General features: G+C 36.8%; 13 protein-coding genes, 1 pseudogene and 1 other annotated feature. Of the genes and pseudogenes, 3 read left to right on the top strand and 11 right to left on the bottom strand.

What is annotated here, in order from left to right:
- Positions 1-20 precede the first annotated feature (20 nt).
- The 5 genes and pseudogenes from AC3IS5_RS01370 to AC3IS5_RS01350 form a co-directional block, all read right to left on the bottom strand.
- On the bottom strand, positions 21-626 hold the full coding sequence (locus AC3IS5_RS01370) for an alpha/beta hydrolase (protein ID WP_489426254.1): 606 nt from the start codon (positions 624-626) through the stop codon (positions 21-23).
- 210 nt (positions 627-836) lie between these two features.
- Entirely contained in the window at positions 837-1,115 is a 279-nt protein-coding gene (locus AC3IS5_RS01365) for an N-acetyltransferase (protein WP_489426253.1), read from the bottom strand.
- Positions 1,116-1,134: 19 nt separating this feature from the next.
- Positions 1,135-1,257 carry a hypothetical protein gene (locus tag AC3IS5_RS01360; protein WP_489426252.1) on the bottom strand — a complete coding sequence of 41 codons (123 nt, stop codon included), beginning with the start codon at positions 1,255-1,257 and terminating at the stop codon, positions 1,135-1,137.
- 42 nt (positions 1,258-1,299) lie between these two features.
- The gene (locus AC3IS5_RS01355) at positions 1,300-1,767 is read right to left on the bottom strand and encodes a hypothetical protein (protein WP_489426251.1); all 468 of its coding nucleotides are present in this window, start codon (positions 1,765-1,767) and stop codon (positions 1,300-1,302) included.
- Between the two features lie 46 nt (positions 1,768-1,813).
- Positions 1,814-2,353 (bottom strand): annotated as a pseudogene (locus tag AC3IS5_RS01350) (histidine phosphatase family protein).
- A gap of 81 nt (positions 2,354-2,434) precedes the next feature.
- Positions 2,435-2,634, top strand: a binding site (T-box leader).
- Positions 2,635-2,674: 40 nt separating this feature from the next.
- Here AC3IS5_RS01350 and proS point away from each other — a divergent pair.
- Complete coding sequence (gene proS / locus AC3IS5_RS01345; RefSeq protein WP_489426250.1) at positions 2,675-4,105, top strand: proline--tRNA ligase; 1,431 nt, start codon at positions 2,675-2,677, stop codon at positions 4,103-4,105.
- A gap of 420 nt (positions 4,106-4,525) precedes the next feature.
- On the opposite strand, the gene AC3IS5_RS01340 is transcribed toward proS, so the two are convergent.
- Together AC3IS5_RS01340 and AC3IS5_RS01335 are read right to left on the bottom strand one after the other, a co-directional pair.
- Positions 4,526-5,146: an NUDIX hydrolase gene (locus AC3IS5_RS01340; RefSeq protein WP_489426249.1), complete on the bottom strand. Its 621-nt coding sequence runs from the start codon at positions 5,144-5,146 to the stop codon at positions 4,526-4,528.
- Positions 5,147-5,155: 9 nt separating this feature from the next.
- Positions 5,156-6,235, bottom strand: coding sequence for an AI-2E family transporter (locus AC3IS5_RS01335; RefSeq protein WP_489426248.1), 1,080 nt, complete (start codon positions 6,233-6,235; stop codon positions 5,156-5,158).
- Positions 6,236-6,443: 208 nt separating this feature from the next.
- Here AC3IS5_RS01335 and AC3IS5_RS01330 point away from each other — a divergent pair, with 208 nt between their 5' ends.
- Complete coding sequence (locus AC3IS5_RS01330; protein ID WP_489426247.1) at positions 6,444-8,297, top strand: LTA synthase family protein; 1,854 nt, start codon at positions 6,444-6,446, stop codon at positions 8,295-8,297.
- Between the two features lie 186 nt (positions 8,298-8,483).
- On the opposite strand, the gene AC3IS5_RS01325 is transcribed toward AC3IS5_RS01330, so the two are convergent.
- Positions 8,484-10,181 carry a M3 family oligoendopeptidase gene (locus AC3IS5_RS01325; protein ID WP_489426246.1) on the bottom strand — a complete coding sequence of 566 codons (1,698 nt, stop codon included), beginning with the start codon at positions 10,179-10,181 and terminating at the stop codon, positions 8,484-8,486.
- A 210-nt stretch (positions 10,182-10,391) separates the two neighbouring features.
- On the opposite strand from AC3IS5_RS01325, the gene AC3IS5_RS01320 reads away from it, so the two are divergent.
- Complete coding sequence (locus AC3IS5_RS01320) at positions 10,392-11,429, top strand: YecA family protein (RefSeq protein WP_489426245.1); 1,038 nt, start codon at positions 10,392-10,394, stop codon at positions 11,427-11,429.
- Between the two features lie 34 nt (positions 11,430-11,463).
- On the opposite strand, the gene AC3IS5_RS01315 is transcribed toward AC3IS5_RS01320, so the two are convergent.
- The 3 genes from AC3IS5_RS01315 to AC3IS5_RS01305 form a co-directional block, all read right to left on the bottom strand.
- The gene (locus AC3IS5_RS01315; RefSeq protein ID WP_489427795.1) at positions 11,464-11,877 is read right to left on the bottom strand and encodes an NUDIX hydrolase; all 414 of its coding nucleotides are present in this window, start codon (positions 11,875-11,877) and stop codon (positions 11,464-11,466) included.
- Positions 11,878-11,901: 24 nt separating this feature from the next.
- Positions 11,902-12,462, bottom strand: coding sequence for a YdcF family protein (locus AC3IS5_RS01310; protein ID WP_489426244.1), 561 nt, complete (start codon positions 12,460-12,462; stop codon positions 11,902-11,904).
- A 97-nt stretch (positions 12,463-12,559) separates the two neighbouring features.
- Positions 12,560-12,994 (bottom strand): GNAT family N-acetyltransferase, encoded by a 435-nt coding sequence (locus AC3IS5_RS01305; RefSeq protein WP_489426243.1) that lies wholly within the window; start codon positions 12,992-12,994, stop codon positions 12,560-12,562.
- Positions 12,995-13,004 lie beyond the last annotated feature (10 nt).

Here is a 13,004-nt window from a genome sequence, read left to right as displayed (position 1 = left end):
GTTACCTCTTTTCATATATATTAAAAGTGATTTTCATACCAAGCTTTTGCTGCTTTTAATTCATCATGTGTTAATTGATGACCATAGTCGCTCCAATATACTTCTACTTCTGCCCCTGCTGCTGTTAACAATCCTTCTAAATCTTTAGATTCTTGAGGAGGGCACATATAATCATTTTTTCCAGCACCAATCCAAATTGGTAACTTTGGTAATACCGGTACTTCAATGTCTCTTCTTGGAACCATTGGATGATGCAAAATAGCACCTTTCAAGATTGCCCCATTTCGGAATAACAAACTACCTGCAATATTTGCCCCGTTAGAATAGCCAATTGCTACAACATTCTCTCGATTGAAGCTATATCGCACCGCTGCTTCATCGATAAATTCAGCCAATTCCTTTGTACGGACCTCTAAATCAGCCATATCAAAAATGCCTTCTGCTAAACGTCTGAAAAAGCGTGGCATGCCATTCTCCACAACATTTCCTCGTACACCTAAAAGAGAAGCTGTTGGATCAATCTCTTTTGCTAAAGAGATTAAATCATGTTCATTCCCACCAGTGCCATGTAGCAACAACAATGTTGGCTTACTATCATCAGTACCTTTAATGAAAATATGTTGCACGGAGAATCCCCCTATCTATATTCTACAATCATTATCTTGAATTCGAGATAATTATAGATTGAACAGTACTAGGAGTCAATGAATATGCTTTGGAACCTTGCGTAGAATGATTCTTATAAAATAGTTGAATTGAAAGGACAATCAATATAACTGAAATTATTACGACAGTAATTAATGCAATAACTGTTTTTTTACCAGACATAAAATTCCCTACTTCCTTGAGCATTCCTTTGCGAGAATTATCCGATCTCGACATTGTATGCCGTACTCAAAAATTTCTTCTAAATAATGATTAATCAAATAATCATGTTCAATCTTGATCATGTGGAATCCATATTTTTGATACAGCGCCAGTTGCCCAATGCTAGAGTTACCAGTAGCAAATAGAAATCGACAATAACCACCTACTATCGCTTCACTTATGGCGTACTGAATAAGTGACTTACCAAAGCTATCTCCTTGCCATTTTCCAGCTATCGTAATGTTCATTATCAGGATAATTTCTGTATTATAAATCAACAAAACGACCACCCCTACACTCACCCGCCATACTCGCGATATAATAACTACCATCGCGAATATATTGTGCAATCATGTGCTCAGACGGATCAGCTAGTAACAGCAAGTCCATTGGTGGTCGTTCAGATACCGTCAATAAACGATATTGTTAGCATCATTTTTTAGACGGCTTAAAGCCTTCAGAATATAAATAGTTTTCCGCATCATCACGAGTTCCAAAGCTTTCTTCTAAATTGAAGCCATGATAAACATTCCAAAAAGGATCTTCTTCTACTAAAAGAAGTTGGTCATCATTACGGTTACGCCAGCTTTGCTCAATTCTCACTTCGGGAACTACTTCATCAATTTCAGACAAATACGTAAGGGAATCTTCAATAATTTCACGAAGCTCTTGCTCAGAGAAATCACGAATATTTACTAACCCACGATCGTCTGCTTTATAACTTAGTAAATCTCCTACGTAAACAAAACCGTTACCGTTTGGGTGTAATTTTTCTACCACAATTTTTTTCTCATATTGGCTACCATCAAAGTGATAATTTAATCGTTTCATCGAAATTTCTTTACGCGTTAATTGAGGGAAACTTTCGATGATCGCTTGTTTTTGTTCAAATGTTAACATAATTTACTCCTCTTTCGTTTGCATTCATCCTTTAGTATAGCATTTTTTACATATCAATTCGCTTTATATCAACATCTTGTCCATCTTTCGTCAATAAAAATACATCAGGATTCCTCATAGTTTTCCATCCTGTAAAACCAAATTTCGAATTGTATTTGGTAATGAGTAATGATAATAGATTACCATGCGAAACAATTGCAGTATCCGTAGTAGATGATTCGAGTAATTCTTTGATTAACTGTTCAATTCGTGCAACTGCTTCTTTGCTTGATTCTCCACCTATGTACCTCAAATTTTCATCGAGAAAAGTTTGTTCCAACTTTTCTCACCAATCATCAAAATTTTGTGTACTTAATACACGTTCAGCTAATCTTTCATCTTGTTCAATTTCTATTTGCATTTTCTTAGAAAATGGTTCTATCGTCTGGATTGCTCTTGTAAACGGACTAGAAATAATTCTCCTTATATCGTATTGTTGTAATCTCTCTGCCAATTGTTTAGCCAGCTCAATGCCTTCAACGGTTAGCGCTGCCTGTGCTTCTTGCCCTGAGGCCTTACAATGACGAATAATATAAATTTTCTTCACTAATAACTCCCCCATCTTTTGAATAATATTATACAGTATTGACATACTATTCAGATAATACTATAATCACAAACAACAATAATTGAAACTAAGACAAGGATTAGTAAAGAATACCCTGTTTTTATAGAGAGAGAATTGATCGGTGGAAGATTCTCATTAACAGCTTCTTGAACCTACCTTCGAGTTCGTCATTAAAAAATGACGCGGCGACAGTCGTTAACATGTTTGAGAGTAGAGCTTTGCTTTAAATAAGGGTGGTACCGCCGTAATGGGTCCCTTATTTAAGGCGGAGCTTTTTATTTTAAAGAAGAGGTGTTTAAAATGGCAAAACAATTTGTAAAAGACGTAACAGCAATGGATGAGGATTTTGCTCAATGGTATACAGACGTTGTAACAAAAGCTGATTTAATCGATTATTCAAGCGTTCGTGGTTCAATGATTATCCGTCCTTATGGCTATGCATTATGGGACAATATCAAAAATGAACTCGATGCAAAACTAAAAGAAACAGGTCATGAAAATGTTTATATGCCTCTATTCATACCTGAATCGCTTTTACAAAAGGAAAAAGATCACGTAAAAGGATTTGCACCTGAAGTGGCGTGGGTTACGCATGGCGGGGATGAAAAACTACAAGAGCGCTTAGTTGTCCGCCCAACATCCGAAACACTGTTCTGCGAACACTATGCTAATATTATTCATTCTTATCGTGATCTACCAAAGCTTTATAACCAATGGGCTAATGTCGTCCGCTGGGAAAAAACAACACGTCCATTCTTGCGTACACTTGAGTTCTTATGGCAAGAGGGGCACACTGCTCACGCTACTCAAGAAGAAGCTCAAGAAGAAACATTACTTATGTTAAATGTGTATGCTCAAATTTGTGAAGAGTACTTAGCTATTCCTGTATTAAAAGGTCAAAAAACTGAGAAAGAAAAATTCGCAGGCGCTGAATCCACTTACACAATCGAAACACTAATGCATGACGGGAAAGCACTACAATCAGGAACATCACATAATTTCGGAGATGGTTTTGCACGTGCATTTGATATTAAATATCTTGATAAAGAAGGCAAACAACAATTTGTTCATCAAACATCTTGGGGTTTCACAACTCGTATAATCGGTGCACTTATTATGGTTCATGGTGATGATCGGGGTTTAGTCGTTCCCCCTCGTATTGCGCCAACACAAGTAATGATTGTACCCATTGCTCAACATAAAGAAGGCGTCCTAGATTTTGCTTATGATTTAAAAGAACGTCTAGGGAAAGTAGCACGGGTTAATATTGATGCTAGCGACAAAAAGCCAGGTTGGAAATTCAATGAGTATGAAATGAAGGGTATTCCTGTACGCCTTGAAGTAGGACCAAAAGACATCGAAAATAATCAAGTGGTTCTAGCCCGTCGTGATTCAGGAGAAAAAATTATCGTGACACTTGATGAACTAGAAGTAAAATTACCTGCAATATTAGAAGAAATTCAAAATGATTTATACATTAAAGCACTAAATCACCGCGAAGAAAACACATTTACCGTTCAAACATTTGATGCATTCAAAGTACAACTTGAAGAAAAACAAGGATTTATCAAAGCCATGTGGTGTGGTGACCAAGCGTGTGAGGATAAGATAAAAGAAGAAACCGGTGCAACTTCCCGATGTATGCCATTCGAACAAGAACATATCTCAGAAGTATGTATCTGTTGCAGCAAACCAGCAGAAAAAATGGTCGTATGGGCCAAGGCATATTAAATGCTGAAAAGGCCCGTTCAGCCCCGACAAGCACTGGAAGGCTCGAATCAAAGGCGCTTTTTGCCTTTGAAAGAGTATCAAGGAAGGCAACCTAGGTACGCGGCGCCCTGCCGCAACGGTTGCATGGCCCACATCCTGTGGGACTAAGTGACCTCGAGGGGCTGGCCGCTGAAGCTGGATACTCTTAAATGCTAAAGGCGCTCGTCCAGACTCGACAGGCGTTGGAGGGCTCGAACACAAGACGCTTTTTGTCTTGTGCCGAGAGACCGAAACGACCCGAGAGTCTAGCGCCTGAAGCTGGATATTCTTAATGCTGAAGCCGCCCATATAAAAGAAGATAGCCTAAAATCGCCGCGTTCTGTGGCAACGGCTATACTTCAAAAAATACAAAAAGCACGTTGCATTTGCAACGTGCTTCTCTTATAAAACTTCCATTAATTTAGCTAAAACATTATCCATATAGGATGCATTATGCTTAACAAAATCAGCGTGTATAGCATATTTTACAAGGGGTATCTTCTTTCCACCTTCGATGATTTCAAACCCCTCGACATATAGAGTTTTAAGCTTACCTGAGTAGAAATCCCGCACTGTACAAAGCTCTGCTCGAACAATACCAGCAACCTCATCCTCCTGTAATTGAAATCCTACAAAGTCTGTGTCACTAAATACATAGTACACATGGGCAAATTCCATATCGATCATCGGTGGCTGTTGAATATGCGTTTCAAATACCCCAAGCTTTTTCATATCATTAACCGTAAGTGGCAAACCAAGCTCCTCTTGTAATTCACGAATGCCTTCCTCAGCTCGTTCATTCGCTAGTAAATGCCCAGCGGCCGTTATATCAAACTGACTTGCATAATCCTTCTTACAAGCGCTTCTGAGCTGAAAATAAAGATAGTACTTATCTTCTATCTTACTAACAAGCCAGCAATGGAAAGTCTCATGCCAAAAGCCTTTCGCGTGTACATCTTCTCTAGTTGCCTCACCAATAGGTTCATGTTCATCATTAAATATTCTTAATAATTCACTGTCCATATTTGGCACCTACACATTCTTGGTTGCAGCTGAACGAATTTCTTTACGATGTTCATAAACATTTTTTACAATTACTTTCCCAACCGCATAAGCAGGTACACCAAGTAAAATACCTAGGAACCCTGCAATATTACCTGCAGCTAAAATGATTGTAATAACAGTCAATGGATGAATATCTAGTGATTTCCCCATAACATTCGGTGTAATTAGATTACTATCAATCTGTTGCGCTACTAACGTTACAACACACACCCATATAGCTAATTTAGGTTCTTGTAAAAACCCGATGATTAGCGCTGGCACAAAAGCAATCCACGGTCCAATAAATGGAATGACATTCATGAAAAAGGCAAAAACAACTAATATCAATGCGTAATCTAATCCAATTATTAAATAACCGATATACATCATTATAGCTAATAATAGACTTATTAGTAGTTGTCCTTGAATATAAGCACGCAGTACATCATCAATATCCGACAGTGTTTTCTTTATCCATTCACGACGGTTCCCAGAAAACAGTTTATACATTGAAGGTGCAAATTTCTCGTGATCCTTTAACATGAAGATAAAGAAGAAAGGCACCAATATTAAGATAAATGCCCATGACACAATCGTTTGTATTAGTTGCACTAAAAATACACTCGTCATAACTGCGTATTCTTGAATAGAGTTTGCCATCTTATCTATGAATTCATTTACTTGAGATGGAAAGCTTCCACGATTATCTTGGATATAATCAGCCATATCTGTAATTTCACTCGCTAGGTAAGGTGCGCTCTTTACTAAATGATTCATCTGTTCTGCAATAGAAGGACCAATCAACGAAACAAAGCCCCCAAGTGCTCCTATTAATGCAATAATAATGGTCAAAATACTCGCCCAGCGCGGAAATTTACGTTTCTCTAAAAAACGCTGAATAGGCTCTGTTATGTAATATAAAATTCCGCCTAGTAAAAGTGGAGTAAAAATTGCGCTTGCAATAATAACCACTGGATAAAACAAATGTTTAATTTCTAAAAAATACTTAACTATTAATAAAGCGAGTAATATACCGACACCTGTTTGAAACCATAACTTTTTTGTCACAAACTTCACTTCCTTATCGCCTAAACGGGCCCATTTTATCATTAAGTATACGATATTTTATACAGGAAAAGAAATTTAACAGTTATAATAGAAAATGCAATAATGCAAATATTCTAAAAAAATTAAATAATTCCAGTGACATTAGTTGATTTTCCTGTTGGGTGTTGTTACGTTATTTAGTAGAAATTTACATAAAGGTGATGGTGTAATGAAAAGCAATCAGGCTCATATGGCCAAGAAATATTTACTACATCCATATACACTCATTCTCACCGTATTACTTGTGAAGATAATCGCATTTCGTACGGTGATTTTCCACAACCGCTCTGTTACTCAAATTGTGTTGCTAGAGTATCCAATGTGGGCTTTGGCACTTACTCTTGTCGTAGTGTTATTTAAAAAGCGTACATGGCTTGCTGTATGGATTTTCAATACTATTTTATCTACTTTATTTATCGTCATATTGTATTACACTCGGTATTTTTCAACCTTACCGTCTTATTATGACGTCAAGCAAATTTACCAATCTCATTCAGTCGGTGGTACCGTTGCCCTACTTGGAACCCCTTATGACTACCTGTTTTTCCTAGATGTTGTTTTGTTGTTACCACTAATTCGTTATTTCACAAAAGACAAGCGCCCACTTTACTTCACCGGCGTTAGAAAAGGGCTACTTGCCTTCACTTGTATCTGTGTCGTATCGACAGCACTTGCATTCAGACAGCCTCTTATTGATGTATCTTATTTCGCAAAAGAAAACGGTTACTTACAATCACAAGTCGTCCAATTGTACGCACGAAGCTTTGGTGTCGCACTTGCTACTCAAGAAAAGCTAAGTGATGCTGATCTTGAAAAACTAAAGGGCAATGACTATGTCCCATTTAACCAGCACAAAACATTTGGCGTAGCTAAAAAACGAAACGTCTTTGTAATTCAAATAGAATCGTTACAAAATTTTGTCATTAACCGTGATATTAACGGCCAAGAAATTACTCCCAATCTGAATAAGCTACTAGAAGATAGTGCATATTTCAATAATGTTTACCAACAAATCGGTGCAGGTAACACTTCAGATGCTGAATGGGTTATGCATACAGGACTTTATCCCGAAGGCATGGATCCTACTGTCAATTTGTTAAAGGATTCTGAGATTGCTTCCTTGCCCCGAATGCTAAGTGAAGAAGGTTACGGTACAGCCACATTTCATGCAGATGATATATCGTATTGGAATCGAAATAAGTTATATCCTGCACTCGGTTTTAATCATATTTATACTTCGGAGGATATTCCAGAACAGAAAATTATCGGCTTTGGCCCCGCAGATGAAGTAACATTTCGTTTTGCAGAATCACAAATACAAAGCTTATTACTACAATTCAATAGAGTTTACGCCAATATCATTACACTAACTAGTCATACGCCATTTAAAATGCCTGAAGACTACAATTATCTAGACTTACCAACGAAATTCAACGACACATATGTTGGAGACTATTTACAATCAGTTCGTTATACAGATAGGCAAATTGGACAGTTTGTTGCAAATCTTAAGCGTTTAGGATTGTACGATAATTCCGTTATTCTCATTTATGGTGATCATTCGGGTTTACATGGAAAACCTGTAACAGAAGAAGACCAAGTACTATTGGAAGATTTGCTTGGTCATCCTTACAATTTGAATGATCGATTCATAGTACCCGTAATATTTACGGTACCAGGAATTTTTGACAATGAGCAAATTTCGCATCTTGGTGGACAAACGGATTTAATGCCTACACTTTTGAATTTACTTGGCATTGAACCTACTTCACAGCTCATAGGACATAACTTATTCCAATATGAACATAATCTACTCGGTATGCGCTACTACTTGCCTGGGGGCTCTTATATAAGCGATCACACGATGTATATCGCCCCAAGTGCTCAGCATCCCGCCTCATTGTTAACGAGGGAAACAATGAAAAAGGCAAAACTCACAAACAGATCACAAAAAAATATCAATAATACATTAACGATACTGCAATACTCCGATCAACTTCGGCGAGAGCAAATCGGACAATAGTAGAAAGCCTTATTGAAAACTTAAATTCAATAAGGCTTTTTTATACATAAATATTTTCTCTACATTATAAATGGTCTTCTACTATTTTAATTTATAAGGCTCAATATAAATGAAAAAACTCGCCCCTCTCAATCATTAAAATGATTAAAAAGGACGAGATATTTACCGGTGCCTAATAGATACCTTTTACAATTTGTCATCCTCAACTGAATTTAGGTATTCCTCAATCGAATCAATGACAGATTCAACACAACCTTCTTCAAAAGGCGATACTAGATTCGCTTCCGCTACAAGATTAGTGAAAGATTGTGAACCTCCTAGTTGGCAAAGATGGATATAATCTTCCCATGCTTCCTCGTGATTTTCTCTTGAACGTTTCCAGAATTGGAATGCACAGATCTGCGCTAACGTGTAATCAATATAATAGAACGGGCTAGCATAAATATGAGCTTGACGCTGCCAGAAACCACCTTGCTCTACATATTCAATACCATCATAGTCACGGTGTGGTAAGTAAATTTCCTCTATTTTCTTCCAAGCAGCTTTTCGATCTGCTGGTGTCATTTCAGGATTTTCATAAACAACATGTTGGAACTCGTCTACAGCTACACCATATGGTAAGAATAATAACGCACCACTTAGATGAGCAAATTTGTATTTCTCTGTATCTTCTTTGAAGAATAGCTCCATCCAAGGCCATGTAAAGAATTCCATACTCATAGAATGGATTTCACAAGACTCAAATGTTGGCCAAATATATTCTGGGATACCAATATTACGGCTCGTATATACTTGGAAAGCATGGCCTGCTTCATGTGTTAACACATCAATATCACCAGAAGTACCATTAAAGTTTGAGAAAATGAACGGTGATTCGTAATCATCGATAAACGTACAATAACCGCCCCCCTCTTTTCCTTTTTTCGCTACTAAATCCATCAAATCATTGTCAATCATGAAATTGAAGAATTCAGCAGTTTCTGGTGATAACTCTTCATACATTTTTTTACCGTTTTCCACAATCCATTCAGGTGTTCCTTTTGGTGTTGCGTTACCTGTTAAGAAATTTAATCCTTCATCTTGGTATTTTAATTTATCTACACCAATGCGCTTCGCTTGGCGTTCATATAATTTATTTGCTACAGGAACGATATAATCTCGTACTTGATCACGGAATTTTTTTACCATTTCAGCGTTATAGTCAATACGATTCATTTGAATATAACCTAGTTCAACAAAGTTTTTATAACCTAATTTCACTGCCATTTCATGACGTACTTTTACAAGCTCATCATATATCTCATCAAATTTAGCTTCATTTTCCTTAAAGAAACCAAAGCTTGCTTCTTTTGCTTTTTTACGAGTTTCAGCGTTTGTCGATTCTCCATAAGGACCTAATTGTGCAAGCGTTAATACTTCACCATTAAAATCAATTTGAGCTGAAGCTACTAATTTAGAATACTCCGACGTTAGTTTGTTCTCTTTTTGCATCAATGAGATGAGCTCAGGTGAGAAAGATTTAATTTGGTATTCTGCTAAATCAAATAATTGCTGTCCCCATTTTTCTTGCAATTCTTGTTTAAACGCTGAAGTTGTTAGAGCTTTATAATATTCAGTAACTAAATCATCCATCTCAGGGTTAATTTCATCGAAATAGTCTCTCTCTTTTTGATAAAATTCATTATTTGTATCAATAGAAGCACGAATTTCTACTAAAGTAGATTGTGTAGAAAAATTATTACGTAATTCATTTATAGCACTGATCACTGCACTTTGTTCTTCTACTGTTTGTGCCGCTTTAAATTCCTCTAAAAGTTTGTGGAATTTACTTTTAGTTGCAGCTAAATCCGGCTTTTTATATTCATAGTCTTTAAATGTTGTCATATGTATCCTTCTCCCCTTTATCTTTCGATAGTCGAAACGTTAAGCTTATTGTTCAATATTTTCAGAAATATTGCAACTATTATTGTCGTAAATAGTTAAAAAAATGGTATTTAATTACTTATTTAAAATACTACGTCTAAAAGACTTATGTTTTAGCTCATTTTGTGCTAACCTATTTTCATGCCTAATTATAAAGTGAGGTGCTTTACATTGATAGGTCGTAACGATCCTTGTCCATGTGGCAGTGGTAAAAAATACAAAAAATGTTGTGGTAAAAATGCAGTAGGAGATATTTCAACACTAGTAAGTGAAGATATCGATCGCATCGTGGAAGGTTTTGTAAAAGAATCTTTTAATACAGCTGACTATCATGCATTAGAAAAACGCAATCATCAATGGCAAACTGCATTAAATCATGCATTTGCAGACAGTTTAATAGATACAATTGCTATGGAAACATATATTTATATTGATCGCCCAAATTTGTGGAGAAACTATTTAAATAAACAATTAGCACAACCTATTCGTCCTCAAGTAAAAGATATTCTATCAGCTTGGTTAACACCGGCTTTCTTACTTGCAAAAGTTGAGTCGCAAAATGGCGAATTAATTACTTTAATAGATGAAGTATCTAAAAAACGTTATTTGATGACTGGCTCTCCATCTAAGAAATTCAGCGGTAACTGGTTATTCGGTATTTTCATGCCGGATAAGCGTAAAGGTGAAAATGGTTTAACTGCAACAAGTAGCGTTATTTTCATTCCAAATGACAAAGTAAACATTTCAAAAGCTTTAGCTAGCAAGCTTGAAAGTAATGTTACTGATTCATTTGAATTGTACAAAACGTTCCTAGAAGCTGTTGCTCCAGAGATTCAATCAGAAGTGGCAGCTACTGTTGTTGAAGAAGTACCTGTGACTAAAGCTGTTGAAGTAGAGACAACAGAAACAGAAAGTGAACTATCACCTTTCCAAACTGAAATTCTTGAACTAGTGCAGCAATACTTAACTGAATACAATCTGTCTGCTGATGCATTCACTGCCCTACTACAACAATATTTAGAACAAAACACAGTAAAAGCTAAAAAAGCAAATACTGTCGCTGCAGGTGCAGTGCTTGCTGGACAAGCTTCTGCTATCATTCCTGAAGGCGGTTTATCAAAAGTCAAAGATGTTGCAGCATACTATGAAGTATCCGCTTCATCTGTGTCAAAATATCGCGACCAAATTAGCGAATTTTTAGCACAATAACAAAAAGGCAATCCAATTAGGGATTGCCTTTTTATTATTTTAATGCTCGAATAAATTCTTGCAACAATGGTACATCGTCAGAATATGCCATCGGTAAGGACGATAGCTCTTCACCCTTTTTCCACGCGATTTCATAAATTAAATTGTCGGGATCTGCGATAACTTGCTCTCCACCTATGATTTCCACATGAAAATAATGTACATCAATCTCAATACCTAGCGCTTTAAGTTCGTTTGACTTCGTATAAAGTTCTCTTATCACTTTTACTTCATAACCTGTCTCCTCAAAAAATTCTCGACGACAGCATTCCTCAAACGATTCATTACCTTCGACGCCACCGCTAGGTACTGTCCATTTCTTCTCTTCACCTGGTGCTGCTTGAAGCACCATCAATACTTCTCCGTTGTCATTTAAACAAACCCCTGCCGCACCTTGCCATTTATAAATACTCACTTAACAGCCTCCTATTAACTACCTACCCAGTATATATGATTTTACTAATGCAAAACGTTCACGGAAACGTACTTTTGCCTCAATAATTTTAGGCGTTTTCGCTGTAACTACATCTACTTTAAGACCCAATCGATTAGCAAGCACCTTAGCTCTTGCTAAATGATAATCGCTTGAAATGATTGTTAAAGCACTAATACCCTCATCCACTAACCTTAAAGAATAAACAATATTTTCATAGGTATTTGTTGCTTTTTCCTCTATTATAATACGTTCAGGGCTTAAACCATGCTCAACTAGATATGCTTGCATAACAGATCCTTCCGTAGCATCTTCATCCGGCCCTTGACCACCTGACACAATCAACTTGACGTGAGGATATTGCTTTGCATATTGTAACGCAGCATCTAATCGATAGGAAAGAGATTTTGATGGGACGCTCCCTTTTTTCACTTTTGCACCTAGTACAAGTGCATACTCATTGGAGCCATCCGCTTTTGGTTCCGCTCCATCTGATAGCCATCTAGTTGTCACAACCCAAAACGTTAAACCCGCTACGACAACAATGCCTCCTCCAATCATTAGAAACCTCCTCAATAAACCTTTCAATATATCAACCTCTTCCACTTTTTATTTTTAAACGATAAAGATGATGGAAAATATTCAAAAGTGAATGCTGTTATAAATCTTTCTCTAGTATTATTTTATGGTTCCCTTTTTTACTTATAAATGTTTCGATTACATTAAAACCATACTTAATATTAAGAATAAGCATCGCTCGACGGTGGTTTCTCCCAATCGTACGAATTGTTTTATACCCTCTCTCCTGTACTACTTTATGCTGTAGCTCCATTAAGTAAGAAGCAATTCCTTGACCACGGTAATCCGCATGAACTCCACCAAGCCAACTATAAAACTTCCCTTCTTCCATCTCATACCCTAATTTGAAACCAGCTAATCTAGCATTATCTAAAGCAACACAGCACAGCAATTGAGGCTTCATCTTCAGCTCACTCACCTCTAGCTCTGCACCTTCAAATACATGCTTATGTAGGTCTTGTATGCCTTTGACAAATTCTTCATTAGGAACTCCCTTAATGTATGTATAATTCATTTTCCCCTCT

This window comes from Viridibacillus sp. KH_047 (assembly GCF_057838945.1).
The sequence above is the reverse complement of the archived record's forward strand: the minus strand, read 5'-3'. Positions and strand labels throughout refer to the sequence as shown.

Bases quoted from the DNA above. Each gene is read 5' to 3' on its own strand.
- AC3IS5_RS01365 (WP_489426253.1), bottom strand. From the start codon at position 1,115: ATGAACATTACGATAGCTGGAAAATGGCAAGGAGATAGCTTTGGTAAG.
- AC3IS5_RS01360 (WP_489426252.1), bottom strand. From the start codon at position 1,257: ATGGACTTGCTGTTACTAGCTGATCCGTCTGAGCACATGATTGCACAA.
- AC3IS5_RS01355 (WP_489426251.1), bottom strand. From the start codon at position 1,767: ATGTTAACATTTGAACAAAAACAAGCGATCATCGAAAGTTTCCCTCAA.
- proS (WP_489426250.1), top strand. From the start codon at position 2,675: ATGGCAAAACAATTTGTAAAAGACGTAACAGCAATGGATGAGGATTTT.
- AC3IS5_RS01340 (WP_489426249.1), bottom strand. From the start codon at position 5,146: ATGGACAGTGAATTATTAAGAATATTTAATGATGAACATGAACCTATT.
- AC3IS5_RS01330 (WP_489426247.1), top strand. From the start codon at position 6,444: ATGAAAAGCAATCAGGCTCATATGGCCAAGAAATATTTACTACATCCA.
- AC3IS5_RS01325 (WP_489426246.1), bottom strand. From the start codon at position 10,181: ATGACAACATTTAAAGACTATGAATATAAAAAGCCGGATTTAGCTGCA.
- AC3IS5_RS01310 (WP_489426244.1), bottom strand. From the start codon at position 12,462: ATGATTGGAGGAGGCATTGTTGTCGTAGCGGGTTTAACGTTTTGGGTT.
- AC3IS5_RS01305 (WP_489426243.1), bottom strand. From the start codon at position 12,994: ATGAATTATACATACATTAAGGGAGTTCCTAATGAAGAATTTGTCAAA.